This is a genomic window from Pseudomonas sp. Con_6 (assembly GCF_059379395.1).
The window spans coordinates 2881598-2901531 of record NZ_CM182011.1; the positions used below are offsets into that span (position 1 = coordinate 2881598).

The window sequence follows — 19934 nt, forward strand, 5'->3', positions numbered from 1 at the left end:
ACGTGGATGCCTGGGAAGTATTGGGCCTGGAGGCCGACGCCGACGAGCGGGCGATCAAGCGCGCCTATGCCCGGCTTTTGAAAGTCCACCGCCCCGACGAGGATGCCGAGGCGTTCCAGCGTCTGCGCGAGGCTTACGAGTCGGCGCTGGGCGAGGCGCGTTGGCGGGCGGAACACGAAAGCGAGGAGGACGGCGACGTCGCGCAGCCGCTTCTGGCCGAAGCTGCGGTTGTGCAGGAGCAAGCGCCGCCCCCGGCCTTGCTGCCGGCAACAGAGATTCCGGCGGACTACCACCTCGCTGCGGTACCTGAGCCGGAAATCTCCATGAGCCTGATCCGCCAATGGCTGGAGGAAGGGCGCGAGCGGCAGTTGATGGAGGTGTTGCCTGGGCTGTTGAACAGCGAGGCATTGTTGTCCTTCGACCGGCGCCAGCAATTCGAGGAGCACTTGCTGGAGCTCCTGGAGTACAGCGAGCACTGGTCGCCCGCGCTGTTCGAGCGGATTTCCCGGCTGCTGGGCTGGGACGATGCCCGAGGTCATCTGCCCTGCGAACCCTGGCGCTGGCACCGCTTGCTCGACCGTTGCACGGCCGTGGCCGAGCTCGAAGGCTTGCGCCGCGACCTGGACGGACCGCGGCCGGAGCGTGCACTGTCGTTCGTTTTCAACGATCTCGACGACCTGCATCGACGACGCCTGGCGGACAGCTTCACGGAGAGCGAGTGGCAGCACTGCCTGCGGGTTTCCGATCAGGTGGAGAGCCAGAGCCAGACGCTGTGCGAAAGGCTGGGGCTGGACGTCCAGGAGGGCTGGCGCCGTTGGCTGCCGCGCAGTTTCGGGCCGTTGTTCGTGTACATCTGGTTGATGTACGGCACCGTCATGCTGCTGCAGGACGATCTTTCCAGGTGGCGCTGGACGACTATCGATGTGGTTCTGCGGCTGCTCTTTTCCCTTGTTGGCGGTGCTCTCTGCATTGGGGTGTATTCCGTCCTTTCTCGCTTTGCGACATGGCTGGTATCCGTGGATATCTCGCTGAGCCGAGTACTGTTGCCTGCAGGCTTGTACCGACGTGGTGCTGGCCTGCTGGTCCTGCGCCATGTGCTGCCCGTCGTGGTGCTGGCGGTGGGGGCCGCGTCGATGCTGGCGACCCAGCCGTGGTGGGAGCGCGCGGTGCCGTTCCTGCTGCTGGCGTTCTCGCTGTACCTCACCGATGCGACCCTGCGTGACCGCGTTCCGCGGCCGTGGAGCAGGGTCTACCTGTCGCTGACCCGGCCAACCCAGGAAGCCGGTTGGTAATTGCCATCGAACGAAAAGGAGTTCCGCCCATGTTCCCGCTCGATACCTGGCTCACCTACACCGCCGCCTGCCTGCTGCTGGTGATCTCCCCCGGCCCCGACAACCTCCTGGCCATCGGCCGCGGCCTCAGTCAGGGCCGCCTGGCGGCAATCATCTCCGGCGTGGCGTCCGGCGCCGGCATCCTGTTCCACACCACCACCGCGGCCCTGGGTCTGACCCTGCTGATGCAGACCTCCGCCGTGGCGTTCTGGGTGGTGAAGCTGATCGGTGCTGGCTACCTGCTGTGGCTGGGGATCAAGGTGCTGCGTTCGCGCAACCTGATCAACTTCGCCCCGGCGGCCCGGCAGCCCTTGCGCAGCATTTTCCTGACAGGCTTCCTCTCGGCGGCGCTGAACCCCAAGCCGGGGCTGTTTGTGCTGGCCTTCATCCCGCAGTTCGTCAATCCGCAACTGGGGTCGGTAACCGTGCAGATGTTCGTCTATGGCCTGTGGTTCGCCATGCTGACCGCAGTGGGCTTCGCCCTGATGGGGGTGTTCGCCACCAGCTTGACCAACGCCATCCGCAACCGCCCGCGGGTGGTCAACGGCCTGAATATCGGCGCCGGCGTCACCTTCGTCGCTTCCGGAGTGTCAGTGGTCGCGCTGAGCCAGAAATAACCGCGCCGATCATCATCGGTGCTTTGACTCGGCTTATCCCTGTTTATTATTCTTGACGGCGTTTGGCCCAGGAACTCCTGGGCCAGGCAACGGACAAGAATTCGAATAAAGATCCGGGGTGCGTGCATGACGATCAAGGTACTGGAAGCCCACGAGGTGAACGAACACCGCGTGGCCCTGCCGGGCTGGCAGGAACAGTACACGCAGATGTCCGCCGGGCGCTTCCACGGGCGCCTGGTGCATGCCGAGAGTGCCGATGTCGAACTCTACGAGGAGCGCATGAACCTGCGGGTCGAGCAGGAATTCCATGCGCCGGCGGACGCCCTGGTGTTCAGCTTCGACATGAGCGACAACGCCCTCTACCTGCTCGACGGCCAGACCCGCAACGCCTGGGTGACCCCGGAAAACTACCGGGAAGTCGCCGTGGTGCTGAAACAGCCGGCGGCCTGGAACCGCTCCGCCAGCGAGTTCCACCCCTTGATCCTGCAACCCTTGCGTTCGTCCGGCTGCAGCACCTTCGCCAGTTCGCTGTGCGGGGTGCTGGCGGATGCCGTGCAGGGCCATGTCGACGTGGAGGCGCCCGGGTTCGCCCAGCAGCTTGCCGACGGTTGCTTCCAGTTGCTCGACGAGGCGATGGAGGTGGGCGGCCGTGGCCGCGCCGAGTGCCATGCGCGGCGGGTGGTGGAGCGGGTCAAGGAAGTGGTCAACGACTGCCCGCAGGACAGCTTCGGCGTGCTCGACCTGGCGCAAGCGGCGGGGGTGTCGGTGCGGCATCTGCAGCAGTCGTTCATGCGCTATGCCGACATGCCGCCGACGGTGTGGCTGCGCAACCGCCGGCTGAATGCGGTGCGGCGTGACCTGCTGGCAGCGGATCCGGCGCAGGTGACGGTGGCGGAGGTGGCGATGCGCTGGTCGTTCTGGCATCTGGGGCGGTTTTCCCAGTCGTACCATGGGTTGTTCGGGGAGTATCCGAAGGCGACCTTGAAGCGGGGGTAGGGATCGGGTTTTCTGCCGGTCTTGAGGGCCTCATCGCGGGCAACGCCCGCTCCCACAAGGTTATGCGGCGTTCGCGATCCTTGTGGGAGCGGGCGTTGCCCGCGATGAGGCCATCAGCAACAACCTGTCAGCCCAAAGCCTCCCGCACCCGATACCAGAACATCCCCAACGCCAGCAACGGCGAGCGCAACAGCTTTCCACCCGGGAAGGTCAGGTGCGGCACCGCACTGAACACATCCAGCCCCCGGCTCTGCCCCACGGATATCGCTTCCGCCAGCAGCTTCGCCGTCCAGTGGGTGACATTCAGCCCATGCCCCGAATATCCCTGGGCGAAATACACGTTCGGATGCTGGGCCAGACGGCCAACCTGCGGGAACCGGTTGGCCGTGATGCCGATCATCCCGCCCCACTGGTAGTCGATGCGCACATTGGCCAGTTGCGGAAAGACCTTGAGCATCTTTGGCCGCATATAGGCGCCGATATCCTTCGGATCGGTCCCGGAGTAGTGGCAGGCACCGCCGAACAGCAGGCGCCGGTCCGCCGTCAGACGGTAATAGTCCAGCCCGACCTTCTGGTCGCACAGCGCCAGGTTCCTCGGGATCAACTGCGCCGCCACCTCTTCGGACAACGGCTCGGTGACGATCACGTAGCTGCCCGCCGGCAGTACCTTGCCGGTCAGCCGCGGCTCCAGTTCCTCGAGGTGGGCATTGCAGCCCAGCACCAGGCTATCCGCGCGCACCCGGCCGCGGGCACAGTGCAGCACCACCTGGCTGCCATGCTCGATGCGCAGCACCGGGCTCTGCTCGAAGATCTGCACCCCCAGCCCGCTTGCCGCGCGGGCTTCGCCGGTGACCAGGTCGAGCGGGTGCAGGTGCCCCGAGCCCATGTCGATCAGGCCGCCGGCGTAGCAGTCGCTGGCCACCACCTCACCCATGCGCTCTGGCGTCACCAGCTCGATGGGGTGGGCGTAGCCGGCCGCCGCGAGCTCGTCGCGTTCCTCGCGCAACCCGGCAAACTGCGCCGGGGTGTTGGCCAGTTCGCAGAAGCCCCAGCGCAGGTCGCAGTCGATGCCGAACCTGGCGATGCGTTCGGCGACCAGGGTCACCGAGTCCTCGCCGGCCCGTTGCAGATAGCGCACGCCATCCTCGCCGACATACTTGCCGAAGCCGCTGACATCGTGGCCGATGCCGCGAATCAGTTGGCCGCCGTTGCGCCCGCTGGCGCCCCAGCCGATGCGCCGGGCCTCCAGCAGGACCACGGAGTGGCCGCGCTGGGCCAGCTCCAGGGCGGTGTTGACCCCGGTCAGGCCGCCGCCGACCACGCACACGTCGGCGCGGATCTCGCCGTCGAGCACGGGGTAGGGCTGGCTGTCGCGGGCGCTGGCGGCGTAGTACGACGCGGCATGCTCGGCGTGTGGGTTCATGGAAGGATTCCGGCTCATTGGTTGAACTTGACCTTGCTCCAGCTGCGGGTCATCAGGCGCATGATCTTCGGCGATGGCGCCTTGGAGATGTACAGCTTGTCCAGCACAGCCTGGGGTGGGTAGACCTCGGGGTTGTTCAAGGTCTCAGGCTCGATGAACGGCTTGGAGTCGACGTTGGCGTTGGGGTAGCCGACGTAGTCGCTGATCCCGGCGATCACCTTCGGCTCCATCACGTAGTTGATGAAGGCCAGGGCCTGGTCGGGGTTCTTCGCGTCGGCGGGAATGGCGATCAGGTCGAACCACAGGTTGCTGCCTTCCTTGGGAATGCTGTAGGCGATCTTCACCCCGTTCTTCGCCTCGCGCGCCCGGTTGGCCGCCTGCAGCACGTCGCCGGAGAAGCCGAAGGCCACGCAGATGTCGCCGTTGGCCAGGTCCGAGATGTACTTCGAGGAGTGGAAGTAGGTCACGTAGGGGCGCAGTTCCAGCAGGCGCTGCTCGGCCTTGGCGTAGTCGGCGGCGTTGCTGCTGTTGGGGTCCAGGCCCAGGTAGTTGAGGATGGACGGGATCAGCTCGTCGGCGGAGTCCATGAAGGCCACGCCGCAGGCTTGCAGCTTCTTCAGGTTTTCCGGCTCGTAGAGGGTGGCCCAGGAGTCGATATGGTCGACGCCCAACACGGCCTTGACCTTGTCGACGTTGTAGCCGATGCCGTTGGTGCCCCACAGGTAGGGTACTGAATGACGGTTGCCAGGGTCGTTCTGCTCTAGCAGCTTGAGCAGCGCCGGGTCCATGTGCTTCCAGTTCGGCAGCTTGCTGCGGTCCAGTTCGAGGAACACTCCGGCGTCTACCTGGCGGGTCAGGAAGTGGTTGGACGGCACAACGATGTCATAGCCGCTCTTGCCAGCCAGCAGCTTGCCTTCCAGGGTCTCGTTGGAGTCGAAGACGTCATACACCGGCTTGATCCCGGTGGCGTCCTGGAACCCGGTGAGGGTGTCCGGGGCGATGTAGTCGGTCCAGTTGTAGATACTGACGCTGGGCTGCGCGGCGGCCGCCAGCGGCAGCGCCAGCAAGGCGAAGGGTGCAAGACGTTTCAACAGTTTCATGTCGGCTCCTGTCCATCCATTTTTATTGTGTGCGGCGTGGGTCTCGGCTCAGACGCTGAGCAGCAGGAATTCCCGTTCCCACGAGCTGATCACCCGTTTGAAGTTCTCGTGCTCGGTGCGTTTTACCGCGACGTAGCCCTTGACGAACTTGGCGCCCAGGTACTGCTCCAGCACTTCGCAGTTCTCCATGGCGGCCAGAGCGTCCTCAATGGTGATCGGCAGGCGCAGGTTGCGCCGCTCGTAGGCGCGGCCCTGCACCGGCGCGCTCGGCTCGATCTTCTCGATCATGCCCAGGTAACCGCAGAGCAGGCTGGCGGCGAGGGCCAGGTAAGGGTTGGCGTCGGCGCCGGGCAAGCGGTTTTCCACGCGCATGGCCTGTGGCTCGGACGGCGGCACGCGCAGGCCGGCGGTGCGGTTCTCTTCGCCCCACTCGACGTTGACCGGTGCCGAGGTGTCCGGCAGGAAACGGCGGAACGAGTTGACGTTCGGTGCGAACATCGGCAGTACCTTGGGGATGTACTTCTGCAGGCCGCCGATGTAGTTGAGGAACAGCTCGCTCATGCTGCCGTCTTCGTTGGCGAAGACATTGCGCCCCTCGGCGTCCACCACGCTCTGGTGGATATGCATGGCGCTGCCCGGCTCGTCGGTGATCGGCTTGGCCATGAAGGTCGCCGCCACGTTGTGCTTGAGCGCGGCCTCGCGCATGGTGCGCTTGAACACGGTGATCTGGTCGGCCAGGCTCAGGGCGTCGCCGTGACGGAAGTTGATCTCCATCTGCGCCGGGCCGTCTTCGTGGATCAGCGTGTCGAGGTCCAGGCCCTGGGCTTCGCACCAGTCGTACACGTCTTCGAACAGCGGATCGAATTCGTTGGCCGCGTCGATGGAGAAACTCTGCCGACCGCTTTCCGGGCGGCCCGAGCGGCCGATCGGGGCTTCCAGGGGGAAGTCCGGGTCGCTGCTGCGCTTGGTCAGGTAGAACTCCATTTCCGGCGCGACGATCGGCGTCCAGCCTTTCTGCGCGTAGAGGCGCAGGACGCGCTTGAGTACGTTGCGCGGCGACAGCTCGACGGGGTTGCCGCGCTTGTCGTAGGTGTCATGAATCACCATCGCGGTGGGCTCGATGGCCCAGGGCACCAGGAAGATCGCCTCCGGGTCGGGGCGGCAGAACATGTCGATGTCCGCCTCGTCCAGCAGATCGTAGTAGATGTCGTCGTCGACGAAGTCGCCGGTGACGGTCTGCAACAGCACGCTTTCCGGCAGGCGCATGCCGCCTTCGCCGAGAAACTTGTTGGTGGGGGAAATCTTGCCGCGGGCGATGCCGGTGAGGTCACTGACAATGCATTCGACTTCGGTGATCTGGTGTTGCTTCAGCCAGGTGGCCAGCTGATGCGCGGGGGTGTTCATGCAAACCTCTAGCGGGTTAGTTGGAAGGCACGCGACCGGTGTTGGACCGGTGGGCGCGTACCTAGTCTTGGCCAGAGGTGGGGGCGGGTTCTATCCGTTTTCCGCAGGAATGCCGTTGCCTGGAACGATTGGTCGGTGCTTCAGACGGAGGTGAGGACGGCCAGCAAAAGCGCCAGGTAGGCCCAGCCGAACCAACGATTTGTCGAGAAGGCGAGGTAGGCAAGGGCAGCGAGCAACGACGCAGCAATGAGCCACAGAAACCAGGTGATGTTCGACAGGATCGAGAGCCAGTTCGACGGGCTTGGCTGATTGTCGAACACCTCCCGGAGGCTCTTGTGGTCTCCGGAAACGAGAAAATCGGCGATCGCATTGAGCTTGCATACATTCTCGGCATCCACACCGGTGCTATGGGTGCCGCTGGCGTACTTGACGTTGACGACCGCCCGATCCGCCGCCGAGGCCGCCTGAAATCCGCGAAAACCGGCGGAGCCGATATCCAGTTGCCCATCACCCGGCTGGACGTCCGCCCAATCGGCGATCTGCTCGAAAAAACGTGGTAGCAAGGCGACCACCCAGTCGCCGGCAGCCACCACATTGACCACCTTGATAACGCGGTGGGCATCGAGTAGCGGCTTCCAGTCGTAGTGTTTCGGCACCACGCTGCCAGCAAAGTAGACATTCCCCACCTTCAATGTCTTGTAGTGATGCAGGGCGCTGGCAAGGATATAGGTGCCATTGGAGTGTCCGGCGTAGTCGGGCTTCGCCACGGACGGATAGCGAGCGAGGTTCTCCGTGTATTGGTCCATGAACAGACGTACGTTCTTTTGCCGATCGGCATACAGCACGAAGGGCAGCATGGGGAAATAGCCGTATTTCTGGTTGATCACCAGCTGCTTCGAGCCGTTACTCGCCTGGTTTTCCATGACTTCACGCAGTTCATCGGTCCAATCGCCGAAATCCCGGATGCCATGCATCAGGTAGACGATGCGCGTGATCGAGGTGTCTTCTATCTGGTCGTCGAGCTTGTCTATGTCCTGCTTTTCGAGTGAACCCTGCAAAGCCTTCGCGACCACGTCGCGCCGCTCCTGGTCCTCTGGCGAGGGGCCTCCCCCCAGGGCGCTGGCAATATCACTATGGCCGGTATTTTCCAGGGTCACGAAGAGCGTTCTTTGAGAAACACGCAGATCCATGCTGTCGGCTCGGCTGACGATATCGTCTTGATCACCCAGTAAATGGATGACCTGCGGCAGACGGCGCGGTGGCAGGGTTTCCCGGCAGAGTTCAATCCACTGAACCCGCGAGTCCGCAATGAACGGGGCACCACGTTGCAGACCAAGGAGCAGTTGCCCGCTATGACTGAGGCGGGCCAGGCGTACGCCGAGTGAGAACAGCAGGTACTTGTCGGTGCTCATGTTGCGTGGCGCCGGGTCGATCGACCAACCGCGGTTGATGCTTGCGAGGGAGACGAAGCGGGTGACCTTGCTTGTCCACTCTCGTACTCCGCGTTTGCCGTAGTCCCCGCGGTCGTCCTCCAGGCCGCTGCCCCAGAGGAAGGACTTGCGCAGCAGCATGCCTCCCAGGCTGTGGCCGACCAGCACTATTTCCTCATAGTTGTGCTTGCTGTCGACCTTCTGGATCCTGCGCTCGATGCTATTGGCAATTGCATAGGGGTTGGCGTTGGAAACGGGTCTGGCATCGTACTCGACTATCAACTGATCGGAGCCGGGGAGTGCCTCCCGCGCCAGCTGGATGGCAGGCTGGAAAGAGCGTTTGCCGTTCAAACCGTGGACCAGTACCACCAGCCGTTTGGCGCCTGGTTCGGTGATGAGGGTGATGCGTGTCGGCTGGGGCGTGGCGTACCAGTGCAGCCAGGTCAGGAACAGCAGGAATGTGATGCCGGCGCTTGCTGTCAGCTTCGCCCAGGTCGGAAGGCGCTTGATAACGTCCATGTCGGGCGGTTCCATGATGGCAATACGCCAATTAGCATGGCCGAGCGCTACACGATGTCAAATCGCCGCAAAAGAGCAGTTTCGTTCAAGGTTCGCCAGCTTATGCCCGGCTAGACTCCCGCTTCACGTCATCGATCAGGATTCGCCATGATCACCTGCCACGTCCGCTACCTCATCGACCCCTACCAGCTCCCCGCCTTCGAGGAATACGCCCGTCTGTGGATCCCCCTGGTCCAGCGCCTGGGCGGCCAGCACCACGGCTACTTTCTTCCGGCCGAAGGGGCCAACAACGTCGCTTACTGCCTGTTCAGCTTCCCGGGCCTGGCCGAGTACGAGCAGTACCGCAAGCTCGCCGAGACCGATCCGGAGTGCATGGCGGCGGTGGCCAAGGCCGTGCAGTCGAAATTCATCCTCAGCTACGAGCGGACGTTCCTGCGGCCTGTGCTGGGATGACACGGATCAATGTCCCGGCCCAGGCGGCGGGCTAGGGTAGAACTCCCTCACTCCGTAGCAGGGAGCCCGTCATGGCCAAGCCGTTCCCCGTCAACCCGAAGCACCCCGAACGCATCTGCTGGGGCTGCGACCGCTATTGCGCCGCGTCCGACCTGGCCTGCGGCAACGGCGCCGATCGCACCATGCACCCCGCCGAGATGCTCGGCGAGGACTGGCACGAGCATGGCGACTGGGGACTGGAGGTGACGGGCAAGGTCGCCAGCGACAAACAGCCGGCCGCCTGACTTCAGCTCGTGTGCTCCTGCCCGCCAATGGCCAGCGCCGCGCGGATCAGCGCCAGGTGGGTGAGGCCCTGGGGCAGGTTGCACAGGTAATTGCCGTTCTGCGGATCAATCATCTCCGCATAGATCCCGACCCCATGAGCCAGACCCTGGATGGCCGCCTCGAAGGCCAGCGTCGCCTGCTCGCGCTGGCCCAGCAGGGCGCGGGCCTCGATCAGCCAGAAGGTGCAGGCGAGGAAGCAGCCTTCTTCGCGATCGACCTCGCTATAGCGGTAATGGAAGGCGCCACGGCCCAGCTCGCGCTGGATGGCGTCGAGGGTGAGGCTCAGGCGCTCCTTGCTCGGGTAGCCGAAGTGCAGGGCCAGGGCTACGGAAGCGTCCAGTTGCTCGCTGCCGGGATAGAACTGATAGGCCTGCAGCGTTTCGCTCCAGCAGTGCTTCTCGATCCAGTCGTGGATGCGCTGGCGCTCGCGGTCCCAGCGTTCTCGGCAGGTGGTCGGCAGGTGCCCGTCGTCGGCCAGTTCCACCGCCCGGCTTAGCGCCTGCCAGCAGGCGATCTTGGACAGGGTGTAATGCTGTTCTTCAGGCAGCTCCCAGATCCCCGAGTCCGGTTTGCGCCAGCGGTCAGCGCACTGGTCGGCGATGCCGGAGAGGATCCGCGCGCTGACCGAATCGAGGATATTGCCGCAGTCGATGAAGCAACGTGCGGTCTGGAAGATATCGCCGAAGATGCCGTGCTGGATCTGGCTCACCGCGTCATTGCCGATCTGCGGCGGCGAGTTCTTGTAGCCGGGCAGGTGCACCGGGCGGGTGCCCTTGGCGATATCGCCTTCGAGGGTAAAGAGCACCTGCGGGCCGTGCTCGCCAAGGCGATGGAGCAGCCAGGTAAAGGCCGCCTTGGCTTCCAGTTCGGCGCCGATACCCAGAAACGCCTCGATGGTGTAGCCGGCATCGCGCACCCAGGCGAAGCGATAGTCCCAGTTCTTCGGCCCGCCGATACGCTCTGGCAGGGAGGTGGTGGCTGCAGCCATGATCGAGCCAGTGGACGAGGACAGCAGCAGCTTCAGGGCCAGGGCGCTGCGGATCACCAGAGGCTTGTAGACGCCTTCGTAGCTCAGGCCGTCGCTCCATTGCAGCCATTCGCGGTGGGAGCCGTCGATGCGTGCGTCGATCAGCTCCAGGGGCGGCACTACCAGCGGCTCGTCGCGACCACAGATGATCGCCAGCACGGTTTTTTCCCCGGCCCTGAGGCTCAGACGGGCGCGCAGGCCGAGGTCGTCCTTGCGTTCGACGTCGAGCAGGGTTTCGTCGTAACGCACCAGACCGAGGATATGCCCGGCGTGGAAGACCCGGCCGTTGTGGTTGGGGGCGAGAAAGGGGCTGACGGTGTCGGCCTGGGTGCCGAAGTCGATGCGGATGGCGAAGTCCACCTGGCCTTCGAGCACTTCGATGCGCCGTGCCAGTTCACCCCAGGGCAGACGCCCGGCGGGGCCGCTGTTGAGGGATTCGGTGAGGCGAGCGCGGCCGGTATTGCTGATGAACAGGGTTTCCAGGACGTTGCTGCCGGGCAGGTAGTGGCGTTCGACGCGGTAATCGCCGTCGGGGGTGATGGCGAAGCGGCCGCCTTCATGGGGCGAGAGCAGGCGGTCGAACAGCGGCGGGGAGTCCATGTGTGGCACGCACCACCAGTCCACCGAGCCATCCCAGCCTACCAGGGCCACCGAGCGCCCGTCGCCGAGGGCGGCATAGCCTTCCAGGGGCAGCCAGCCGCCGGCGTCCCGTTGCGGGGTACCGAGCTGGTAGCCGTTCATCACGCTGTCGTCCACGGGGAGTGTCTCCGAAATGCAAGGGGTCATTCGGAGAGATTCGTGGGGGAGGGGTTTGGTTCCGGGAGGTGTGGTGTTGCTGAGGGCCTCATCGCTGGCAAGCCAGCGATGAGGCCCTCAAGATCACTACAGAATCAGGCCCTGGCCGCCCTGGCCGCATGCAGCTTCTTGTAGCTCTCGATCAAGCGCAGGTGCCGGTCCAGGCCTTCAAGCTTCATGCTGGTCGGGGTCAGCCCATGGAAGCGCACGCTGCCGTCAACCGAGCCCAGCACCGCCTCCATCCGCGCATCACCGAACATGCGGCGGAAGTTGATCTCGTAGTCGGCCATCTCCAGGTCGCTGTCCAGCTCCACTTCCAGCACCACGTTCAGCGCCTGGTAGAACAGCCCGCGCTCGACGGTGTTGTCGTTGTACTGCAGGAACATCTCTACCAGTTCCTTGGCGTCGTCGAACTTCTTCAACGCCACCTGAATCAGGATCTTCAGTTCCAGCACGGTCAGTTGGCCCCACACTGTGTTGTCGTCGAACTCGATGCCGATCAGGGTCTTGATCTCGGTGTATTCGTCCAGTTCGGACTCCAGCAGGCGCTCCAGCAGGCTTTCCAGCTCGTCGTCATCCAGACGGTGCAGGTTGAGGATGTCCTCGCGGAAGAACAGGGCCTTGTTGGTGTTATCCCAGATCAGGTCGTCCACCGGGTAGATTTCCGAGTATCCCGGCACCAGGATGCGGCAGGCTGCGGCGCCGAGGTGGTCGTAGGTGGCCATGTAGACCTCCTTGCCCATGCCTTCGAGGATGCCGAACAAGGTCGCGGCTTCGTCGGCGTTGGAGTCCTCGCCCTGGCCGGAGAAGTCCCACTCGACGAACTCGAAGTCGGATTTGGCACTGAAGAAGCGCCACGACACCACGCCGCTGGAGTCGATGAAGTGCTCGACGAAGTTGTTCGGCTCCATCAGCGCATGGCTTTCGAAGGTCGGCTGCGGCAGGTCGTTGAGGCCTTCGAAGCTGCGGCCCTGGAGCAGTTCGGTGAGGCTGCGCTCCAGCGCCACCTCGAAGCTCGGGTGGGCGCCGAAGGAGGCGAACACGCCGCCGGTGCGCGGGTTCATCAGGGTCACGCACATCACCGGGAATTCACCGCCCAGCGAGGCGTCCTTGACCAGTACCGGGAAGCCTTGTTCTTCCAGGCCCTGAATACCGGCGACGATGCCCGGGTACTTGGCCAGCACCTCCTGCGGCACATCCGGCAGGGCCAGTTCGCCTTCGAGAATCTCCCGCTTCACCGCGCGCTCGAAGATCTCCGACAGGCACTGCACCTGGGCTTCCACCAGGGTGTTGCCGGCGCTCATGCCGTTGCTCAGGTACAGGTTCTCGATCAGGTTGGACGGGAAGTACACCGTCTCGCCGTCGGAGTGGCGCACATAGGGCAGGCAGCAGATGCCGCGCTCGATATTGCCCGAGTTGGTGTCGTACAGGTGCGAGCCGAGCAGCTCGCCGTCCGGGTTGTAGATGGCCAGGCAATGCTCGTCGAGGATCTCCTTGGGCAGGGCGTCCTTGCGCCCCGGCTTGAACCAGCGCTCGTTCGGGTAGTGGACGAACCCGGCGTTGGCGATCTCCTCGCCCCAGAACTGGTCGTTGTAGAAGAAGTTGCAGTTCAACCGCTCGATGAATTCACCCAGGGCCGAGGCCAGCGCGCTTTCCTTGCTCGAGCCCTTGCCGTTGGTGAAGCACAGCGGCGACTGCGCGTCGCGGATATGCAGGGACCAGACGTTGGGCACGATATTGCGCCAGGAGGCGATCTCGATCTTCATCCCCAGGTCGGCGAGGATCTGCGACATGTTGGCGATGGTCTCTTCCAGCGGCAGGTCCTTGCCCGGGATGACCGTGCGGGTCTGCCCGTCGAGGCCCGGCATCAGCAGGGCCTGGGCGTCAGCGTCGAGGTTTTCCACTTCCTCGATGATGAACTCGGGGCCGGTCTGCACCACCTTCTTCACCGTGCAGCGGTCAATGGAGCGCAGGATGCCCTGGCGGTCCTTTTCGCAGATGTCCGCCGGCAGCTCGACCTGGATCTTGAAGATCTGGTTGTAGCGGTTTTCCGGGTCGACGATGTTGTTCTGCGACAGGCGGATATTGTCGGTGGGGATGTCGCGGGTCTGGCAGTAAAGCTTGACGAAATAGGCCGCGCACAGTGCCGAGGACGCCAGGAAGTAGTCGAACGGTCCCGGTGCCGAACCGTCGCCCTTGTAGCGGATGGGCTGGTCGGCAATCACCGTGAAGTCGTCGAATCTGGCTTCGAGGCGAAGGTTGTCGAGAAAGTTGACCTTGATTTCCATGGGGGTACCGTAGCGGGCGAAACGAAATTGGCGGCCATTATCCGGTTTTTCACCGGGAAGTCTTGTCCTTTCGCCCGCCGGCAGAGGGCCGGCTAGGGGGTGACGGGCGGCAGTTGGCGCACCCGCTTGGCCACCAGCAACGGCGAGTCGTCGCTGGCGCGCGGCGCCGGCAGGTAGGAGGTCGAATACTCGAAGCGGCCGTCACAGGACTCGACGAACCAGGTCGCGCCGCGGCGGCCATTCTGCCCGTTGCTTTCCAGATAGGATTTCAGCCGGGTGATGCAACCTTCCTTGAAGTCCTTGCTGATCAGCGTGCGCCACTGTTCGTCAACGGGGTCGGCGGCATTGGCCTGGGAAAACGCCAGCAGGACGGCGGCGAGGGGCGGGGCGAGGTACTTCATGTCGGGCATCCATGCGAACGAAGGCTCGACTATAAAGGAAAACGCTTCTGCTTCTCAGCCAGTTTTCGTGTTTCCTCATCGAGCAGACCGCGCAAAGTGGCGAGAAACGGCGTGGCGTCGGTGTAGCGCCGGCCGTAGTCGAGGTTGAAGGCGTAGTCGAAATCCGCCGGGTTGGCGCCCTGGGTGTGCTGGAGGAGGGTTTCCAGCTTGTCCAGGGCCTTTACCGCCTGGGCTTCCGGTGTGATGGCGGCCTGGTATTCGTCGAACAGGGCAAGGAGGCTGGCCTGCATCGCCGGTTCCAGGGTGGCGCTGATGGTCTGCAGGTCCCGGCGTTCGTTGTCGTCCTTGTTGCCGTGGGCCTGGGCCTCCACGGCCGGGATATCGCCGGCCAGGGCCTCGCCCAGGTCATGCACCAGGCACAGCTTGAGCACCTTGGCGATGTCGAGCGGCCCGAGGTCTTCCTCGAACACCAGCGCCAGCAGGGCCAGGCGCCAGCTGTGCTCGGCGGTGCTTTCCTGCCGGCCGGTGGAGGTATGGGCGCTGCGCAGTACGCTTTTCAGGCGTTCGGCTTCGCGCAGGAAGGCGAGTTTGCCGTGGATATGCTGGAGGTTCATGAGGGATGGCCTGTGTTGTCTGGTTCACCGGGCATCTTGCGCAGGCGCTGGTCGGGCGTCCACGTATGAAATATGCGTGGGCGCTCGGAGAGTCTCGACCATCCGTGCCGCCGAACCATCCGACAGGGTGATGCGGGTCCAGCGGCACTGGCTGTGGTGGATCGGTATCAGCAGCGAGCCATTGGCCCCGCTGGCGAACTCCAGTGCCGGCGGCGCCAGGCCGTCGCGCCAGCCGAGACCGTCCAGGCGCGCTTCCTGGCTGGCGATGGCCTCGGTGACGAAGGGCCACAGCGAACGCCCCAGCAATTCCCCCAGCGGCAGGCTGAACTCCGCGGCCCGCGACGGGGAACAGGCGAGCAGGCGGTGGCTGAGGTCGCAGACCAGGTGCACCGGTTGCCCGCTGCCGCTGACCAGCCGCGCCAAGGCCTGGTCGGCGGCACTGTCGAGGCGGGCTCGCAGCAGGGCCTCGATGCGCTCGCGTTGCTCGGGCTCGGGGTCCTGGATGCCGGATTCCCAGCGCGAGATGGTCGGCTGGGACACCTTGAACAGCTCGGCGGCATGGCTCTGCTTGACCCGGTGCAGCAGGCGCCAGCGCTTGAGCAGGGGGCCGAGAGGCGTTTGATCGAGGGACGGGGTGGTCATGGGCGAAGTGTCTGGGCGGAGTGCGTGTCAGCATAGTCGAAGCGATCCTCAGGAAGGGATACCTGTTGTCCGATACAGGCCGGGGATTGCCGGTTTCAAGATTATGGTTGTATCGTGCAACCTTTCCTCAGGAGCCACGCCGATGAGCATCGATCCCATGCTGGTTGAACAGATCCGCCGCGCATCCCGCACCATGGTCCGTGAGCTGGGCTTCATGCAGCCGACACTGGCCGGTACTGCTTACTCGGCATCGGCCGTGCATGCCCTGATGGAAATTGCTGGCCGCGAAACGATGACCGCCGCCGAACTGGTTCAGGTGCTGGGGTTGGAGAAGTCCAGCGTCAGCCGCATGCTGGCCAAACTGCTCCAGGCCGGTGAAATTGCCGAAGGTGCCGCCGGTCGTGATGCCCGCAGCAAGTCACTCGGCCTGACCGCCAAGGGGCTGCGCACGGTGGCGCAGATCCATGCCTTCGGCCAGCGCCAGGTCACCACGGCCCTGGCGTCGCTGACTCTTGCCCAGCAGCAGGGCGTCGCCCAAGGGCTGGCGGCCTATGCCGGGGCCCTGCAGGCGTTGCACTCAGGCGATGCCACCCGCCCGGCGTCGGACGTGGCTATCCGCTTCGGCTACCGCCCTGGCCTGGTGGGGCGGGTCGCGGAAATGCACGGGGCCTTCTATGCCCGTCATTCCGGCTTCGGTCAGTTCTTCGAAAGCCAGGTGGCCAGCGGCGTGGCGGAATTCGCCGGACGCCTCGAAAAGCCTCGCAACGGCATCTGGAGCGCAGTGCATGGCGAGCGCATCGTTGGCTCGCTGGCGATCGACGGCGAGGACCTGGGCGACAACCAGGCCCATCTGCGCTGGTTCATCCTCGACGATGCCTGTCGTGGGCGTGGCGTTGGCCGGCGTCTGCTTGAGCAGGCCCTGGCATTCTGCGACGAGCGAGGATTCGCTGCCGTGCAGTTGTGGACGTTCAAGGGCCTGGACGCCGCGCGGCGCCTGTATGAATTCTGCGGTTTCGAGCTGGCGTGCGAGCAACCCGGTAGCCAGTGGGGGCGCGAGGTCATCGAGCAGCAGTTCACTCGACGTCCGGGCCTGCGTCCTCCAGCCTGAGCAACACCTCGCGCAGCGCTCTCTGGAACAGTGGATGGCAATCGTCGAACGGCAGTTGATCCAGTGGCGCCCAGAAGAAGTCGAAGATATGCCCGTTGTCGTCCTCGGTCTGGTGCGACCAGTGCTCCGGCAGGGCCAGGTCGGTGGCGCAGAGATGGAACGACCAGACCTGGCCGCGATGGCCGGCCTTCCAGCAGCCGAGGTCGTGCAGCACCCTGGCCGGAGCGATGCCCGATTCTTCCTTGAGCTCGCGCAGCGCGGCCTGCGCCGGGGATTCGCCGGCTTCGATGGTACCCTTGACCAGTTGCACGTCGCCGCGCGGATGACGGAACAGCAGCAGGCGTCGCGCGTCGTCGAGCAGGACGACGCAGGCTTTGTTCGGGGGCACGTAGGGAATTCCTTTTCAGATATGGGCGGGGATTTTGCCAGATTTGCCGCTAGAATCCCCGTTTTCCGCTTCACCAGACAGGAGTCTCCCCGTGCGGGCTTCCACCCTCCCGCGAACCCTGGTTCGCCTGCTTGCCTGCGGCCTTGCCGCGCTCGCGCCACTGCATGCCGTCGCCACCGAAACCCGCGGCGAACTGGACAGCGCGCATTTCCAGGGCCTGCCCCGTACTACCTACCCGCTGGAGAACTTCTCCGAGCGTTACCGCGCCACCCTGGAAATCAGCGACGAGGACGAGGTGTTTCGCCCCGGTATCATCCGCGTCTACGACAAGCAGGGGGACGTGCCGTTGATCCAGGTGAGCTCCGAGGAACTGGTGCTGGACCAGCAGCCTGGCTCCGAGGAAGTGCGCGCCAATATCCACGAGCTGCCCTACGGCGAACAGAGCGTGGTGGTCTACCAGGACTTCAACCTCGATGGCATCAAGGACCTGGCCTTGATGGACGGCCAGTTCAGTTGCTATCACGGGCCGTCCTACCAGGTCTTCCTCGGCACTGCGGACGGTTTGCGCCACAGCGCATCCTTCACCGAACTGGCCCAGCAGTACTGCGGTCTGTTCTCGGTGGACGAGAAGGCCCGGGAGATCAACGTCTTCACCAAGGACGGCTGCTGCTGGCACGAGTCCAGCACCTACACCCTGGAAAACGGCGAGCCGGTGCTGAAGAGTCGCGCCGCCATTGGCCAGAACGACCCCTCCGGGCTGGTGGTCGAGACCCTCAGTGAAAACCGCGACGGCAAGCTGGTCAGCAGCACCCGGCGCTACTGGAATGCGGACAACGCGCCGCAGGTGTTGCTGTCGTTCCGCCTGGCCCCGGCGGGCAAGCGTATCGTCCTGTTCAAGAGCCCGAACGACGACAAGCCGGCCTACGTCGCCCTGGACAAGAGCGACGAGGCGGTCCTGCTGTATCCGGAAAACGACGGCGAGCGCATCGACTACGATGCGGCTGCCCGACAGTTGCGCTTCGTCCGCGGCGACACGACCTATCGCATCCTCGGTGATGCCCAAGGCAAGCCGGTGAAGATGCAGGTCGAGGCGCGCGGCAAGGTCACCGACCTGAAACTGCAGCCGGGTGGCGTCGAGGGTTCCCTCGACGCGGTGGCCGGCCTGCTTCAGTAGGCATACCGCAACGTCGTCATGAAATTCCGCGGCGCGCCATACAATCCCGCGGCCGTGGTGGTCAGGTACTCCCGGTCGAACAGGTTGTTGACGTTGACCGTTGCCGACAACGCCGGGGTGATCTGGTAGCGCGCCATCAGGTTGGTGATCGCATAACTGCTCTGGGTGGTGGCGTAGCTCAGGGCGTAGCCGGCTTCGCTCTGCCAGTTGACCCCGCCACCGACGGTCAGCTTGTCCCACTCGCCAGGCAGGTGGTAGGTGGTGAAGATCTTCGCGCTGTTGCGCGGGATCTCGGTGACGATGCGCTTGTCATCCGAGTCGAAGCTGACGCTGTAGGAGTAGCCGCCGCTGACCTGCCAGCCCTCGGCGAGCTCGCCATTGACCTCGAATTCCACACCCTCGCTGCTGGTCCCGCTTTCCGCCTTGTAGGCCTGGAAACCGCTGGGTTGCAGGTTCTTGCCATCGGCCACGGCGAGGTTGTCCTGCTCGACGCGGAACACGGCCAGGCTGGTGTTCAGACGGTCGTCGAGAAAGCCGGCCTTGATCCCGATCTCGTAGCCGGTGCCTTCCTGCGGGTCCAGCGGGGTGCCGTTGACGTCGCGAATGTTGCTGCCCTGCGGGTTGAAGATCTGCGTGTAGCTGGCGTAGGCGGTCCAGGTGTCATCGAGGTCGTAGACCAGGCCGGCGAGGTGTTGAACGAGCGCTTGAAGTCGGTACGGTCGCCGTTGGTGGTGAACAGCGGGAAGCCGGTGCGCATCGGCGCGTTGCTGTTGGTGATCTGGTGGCTGAAGCCGGCGGTGAGCAGGGTGTCCTCGTCCAGATCCAGCTCGCCGATGCCATAGAGGGTGGTGAGGTGCTGGTTGAAGCGGTCGATCCAGGCGTGCTGGTCCTTCTGCTCGGCGACGAAGCGCGCACGCACGTTGCCGGCCTCGTTCAGCGCGCCACCGACGTCCAGGCTCAGGCCGTAGCGGTCCCAACTGCCGGCTTCGGCGCTGATCAGCACCTGCGGTTCGACGGTGGGGCGCTTGCGGATCAGGTTGATGGTGGCCGAGGGGTTGCCCAGGCCACTGATCAGGCCGGTGGCCCCGCGCACCACTTCGACGCGGTCGTACATTGCGGTGTTTTGCGTGTAGTTGTCCATGCGCGACGAGGTCGGCACGCCGTCGATCTCGAAGTTGCTGATGGCGAAGCCGCGGGACAGATACGCGGTGCTGTCGGCGCCGAGGCTTTCGCGGACCACGGTGATGCCGGTGGTGGCATCGAGGGCGTCGGTGAGGTTGTCGAGCTTCTGGTCTTCCAGGCGCTGGCGGGTCAGCACGGTGATCGACTGCGGGGTTTCCTTGAGCGACAGGTTGAGTCGGGTCGAGCTGCTCGACGACTCGGTGGTGTAGGAGCCGGAGCCTTCGGTGGTGGAGCCCGGGGCCTTGCCGGAAATGCTCAGGGCAGTGAGTTCCAGGGCGCCGTCGCCGGCGGCGCGGGGCATGAGCACGTAGCTGCCATTGGTTTCGCGGCGGGCCTGCAGGCCGCTGCCTTCGAGCAGGCGGACGAGGCCGTCGTCCACCGAGTACTCGCCGTGCAGGCCGGGAGACATCAGGCCCTGGGTTTGCTCGCTGGGGAAGGAGAAGGTCACCCCGGCGCGGGCGGCGAACTGGCTGAGGGCGACACCCAGCGGGCCCGGGGCGATATCGAAGCGGGCCGTTTGCGTCTGCGCGACGGCCAGGCTCGGCAGCGCAATCACGGGGCTGGCAAGCAGCCCCAACAGGGCCAGGTGCACGGCACGGGCCAGGGGGCTCGCCGCTTGGGTGACAGAACGGGACATGCGGATTTCCTTCGGTTGGCGTGGCAAACGTGCGGCAGTGATCGCCGCTTCAGTGCTTGGCCGGATGAGAATGAAAATCGG

The 19934-nt window shown here is 64.6% G+C and carries 17 protein-coding genes and 1 pseudogene; 7 read left to right on the plus strand and 11 right to left on the minus strand.

The features are described 5' to 3' along the window. The first annotated feature begins 2 nt into the window (after positions 1-2). The 3 genes from AC5QPF_RS12860 to AC5QPF_RS12870 all read left to right on the plus strand — a co-directional run bounded on the left by AC5QPF_RS12860 (position 3) and on the right by AC5QPF_RS12870 (position 2944). Positions 3-1292, plus strand: a complete 1290-nt coding sequence (locus AC5QPF_RS12860; protein WP_494963572.1) for a DnaJ domain-containing protein — start codon at positions 3-5, stop codon at positions 1290-1292. Between the two features lie 29 nt (positions 1293-1321). Beyond that, positions 1322-1948 carry a LysE family transporter gene (locus AC5QPF_RS12865; protein ID WP_494963573.1) on the plus strand — a complete coding sequence of 209 codons (627 nt, stop codon included), beginning with the start codon at positions 1322-1324 and terminating at the stop codon, positions 1946-1948. Positions 1949-2074: 126 nt separating this feature from the next. Next, positions 2075-2944: a helix-turn-helix domain-containing protein gene (locus AC5QPF_RS12870; protein WP_494963574.1), complete on the plus strand. Its 870-nt coding sequence runs from the start codon at positions 2075-2077 to the stop codon at positions 2942-2944. 127 nt (positions 2945-3071) lie between these two features. Here the strand turns inward: AC5QPF_RS12870 and AC5QPF_RS12875 are convergent, their stop codons facing one another. The 4 genes from AC5QPF_RS12875 to AC5QPF_RS12890 form a co-directional block, all read right to left on the minus strand. Further along, positions 3072-4367: an FAD-dependent oxidoreductase gene (locus AC5QPF_RS12875; protein ID WP_494963575.1), complete on the minus strand. Its 1296-nt coding sequence runs from the start codon at positions 4365-4367 to the stop codon at positions 3072-3074. 14 nt (positions 4368-4381) lie between these two features. Continuing rightward, positions 4382-5467 carry an extracellular solute-binding protein gene (locus AC5QPF_RS12880; RefSeq protein ID WP_494963576.1) on the minus strand — a complete coding sequence of 362 codons (1086 nt, stop codon included), beginning with the start codon at positions 5465-5467 and terminating at the stop codon, positions 4382-4384. A 48-nt stretch (positions 5468-5515) separates the two neighbouring features. Further along, on the minus strand, positions 5516-6871 hold the full coding sequence (locus AC5QPF_RS12885) for a glutamine synthetase family protein (RefSeq protein WP_494963577.1): 1356 nt from the start codon (positions 6869-6871) through the stop codon (positions 5516-5518). A gap of 140 nt (positions 6872-7011) precedes the next feature. Continuing rightward, complete coding sequence (locus tag AC5QPF_RS12890; protein ID WP_494963578.1) at positions 7012-8820, minus strand: alpha/beta fold hydrolase; 1809 nt, start codon at positions 8818-8820, stop codon at positions 7012-7014. Positions 8821-8967: 147 nt separating this feature from the next. On the opposite strand from AC5QPF_RS12890, the gene AC5QPF_RS12895 reads away from it, so the two are divergent. Continuing rightward, positions 8968-9273, plus strand: a complete 306-nt coding sequence (locus AC5QPF_RS12895; RefSeq protein ID WP_494963579.1) for an NIPSNAP family protein — start codon at positions 8968-8970, stop codon at positions 9271-9273. Between the two features lie 71 nt (positions 9274-9344). Further along, positions 9345-9557, plus strand: coding sequence for a DUF3079 domain-containing protein (locus tag AC5QPF_RS12900; RefSeq protein ID WP_494963580.1), 213 nt, complete (start codon positions 9345-9347; stop codon positions 9555-9557). Positions 9558-9559: 2 nt separating this feature from the next. Here AC5QPF_RS12900 and AC5QPF_RS12905 read toward each other — a convergent pair whose 3' ends face one another. The 5 genes from AC5QPF_RS12905 to AC5QPF_RS12925 form a co-directional block, all read right to left on the minus strand. Beyond that, positions 9560-11317: a glycoside hydrolase family 15 protein gene (locus AC5QPF_RS12905; RefSeq protein WP_494964166.1), complete on the minus strand. Its 1758-nt coding sequence runs from the start codon at positions 11315-11317 to the stop codon at positions 9560-9562. A gap of 197 nt (positions 11318-11514) precedes the next feature. After that, positions 11515-13707, minus strand: a complete 2193-nt coding sequence (locus AC5QPF_RS12910; RefSeq protein ID WP_494963581.1) for an OsmC domain/YcaO domain-containing protein — start codon at positions 13705-13707, stop codon at positions 11515-11517. 92 nt (positions 13708-13799) lie between these two features. Beyond that, positions 13800-14108: a hypothetical protein gene (locus tag AC5QPF_RS12915; RefSeq protein ID WP_494963582.1), complete on the minus strand. Its 309-nt coding sequence runs from the start codon at positions 14106-14108 to the stop codon at positions 13800-13802. Between the two features lie 29 nt (positions 14109-14137). Next, positions 14138-14722 (minus strand): HD domain-containing protein, encoded by a 585-nt coding sequence (locus AC5QPF_RS12920; protein WP_494963583.1) that lies wholly within the window; start codon positions 14720-14722, stop codon positions 14138-14140. Positions 14723-14746: 24 nt separating this feature from the next. Further along, on the minus strand, positions 14747-15364 hold the full coding sequence (locus AC5QPF_RS12925; RefSeq protein WP_494963584.1) for a helix-turn-helix domain-containing protein: 618 nt from the start codon (positions 15362-15364) through the stop codon (positions 14747-14749). A gap of 142 nt (positions 15365-15506) precedes the next feature. On the opposite strand from AC5QPF_RS12925, the gene AC5QPF_RS12930 reads away from it, so the two are divergent. Further along, entirely contained in the window at positions 15507-16472 is a 966-nt protein-coding gene (locus tag AC5QPF_RS12930; protein ID WP_494963585.1) for a GNAT family N-acetyltransferase, read from the plus strand. Here the strand turns inward: AC5QPF_RS12930 and AC5QPF_RS12935 are convergent. Continuing rightward, positions 16438-16860 carry an NUDIX domain-containing protein gene (locus AC5QPF_RS12935; protein ID WP_494963586.1) on the minus strand — a complete coding sequence of 141 codons (423 nt, stop codon included), beginning with the start codon at positions 16858-16860 and terminating at the stop codon, positions 16438-16440. The two genes, AC5QPF_RS12930 and AC5QPF_RS12935, sit on opposite strands and share 35 nt — an antisense overlap. A 91-nt stretch (positions 16861-16951) precedes the next feature. Here AC5QPF_RS12935 and AC5QPF_RS12940 point away from each other — a divergent pair, with 91 nt between their 5' ends. After that, a complete protein-coding gene (locus AC5QPF_RS12940; protein ID WP_494963587.1) occupies positions 16952-18034 on the plus strand; it encodes an XAC2610-related protein in 1083 nt (360 codons plus the stop codon). On the opposite strand, the pseudogene AC5QPF_RS12945 reads toward AC5QPF_RS12940, so the two are convergent. Continuing rightward, positions 18028-19853, minus strand: a pseudogene (locus AC5QPF_RS12945) (TonB-dependent siderophore receptor). The gene AC5QPF_RS12940 and the pseudogene AC5QPF_RS12945 overlap by 7 nt on opposite strands. Between the last annotated feature and the right edge of the window lie 81 nt (positions 19854-19934).

Coding starts and splice junctions, on each gene's coding strand:
- AC5QPF_RS12915 (WP_494963582.1), bottom strand. CDS start 14,108: ATGAAGTACCTCGCCCCGCCCCTCGCCGCCGTCCTGCTGGCGTTTTCC.
- AC5QPF_RS12875 (WP_494963575.1), bottom strand. CDS start 4,367: ATGAACCCACACGCCGAGCATGCCGCGTCGTACTACGCCGCCAGCGCC.
- AC5QPF_RS12895 (WP_494963579.1), top strand. CDS start 8,968: ATGATCACCTGCCACGTCCGCTACCTCATCGACCCCTACCAGCTCCCC.
- AC5QPF_RS12925 (WP_494963584.1), bottom strand. CDS start 15,364: ATGACCACCCCGTCCCTCGATCAAACGCCTCTCGGCCCCCTGCTCAAG.
- AC5QPF_RS12890 (WP_494963578.1), bottom strand. CDS start 8,820: ATGGACGTTATCAAGCGCCTTCCGACCTGGGCGAAGCTGACAGCAAGC.
- AC5QPF_RS12865 (WP_494963573.1), top strand. CDS start 1,322: ATGTTCCCGCTCGATACCTGGCTCACCTACACCGCCGCCTGCCTGCTG.
- AC5QPF_RS12880 (WP_494963576.1), bottom strand. CDS start 5,467: ATGAAACTGTTGAAACGTCTTGCACCCTTCGCCTTGCTGGCGCTGCCG.
- AC5QPF_RS12885 (WP_494963577.1), bottom strand. CDS start 6,871: ATGAACACCCCCGCGCATCAGCTGGCCACCTGGCTGAAGCAACACCAG.
- AC5QPF_RS12910 (WP_494963581.1), bottom strand. CDS start 13,707: ATGGAAATCAAGGTCAACTTTCTCGACAACCTTCGCCTCGAAGCCAGA.
- AC5QPF_RS12920 (WP_494963583.1), bottom strand. CDS start 14,722: ATGAACCTCCAGCATATCCACGGCAAACTCGCCTTCCTGCGCGAAGCC.
- AC5QPF_RS12870 (WP_494963574.1), top strand. CDS start 2,075: ATGACGATCAAGGTACTGGAAGCCCACGAGGTGAACGAACACCGCGTG.
- AC5QPF_RS12930 (WP_494963585.1), top strand. CDS start 15,507: ATGAGCATCGATCCCATGCTGGTTGAACAGATCCGCCGCGCATCCCGC.
- AC5QPF_RS12900 (WP_494963580.1), top strand. CDS start 9,345: ATGGCCAAGCCGTTCCCCGTCAACCCGAAGCACCCCGAACGCATCTGC.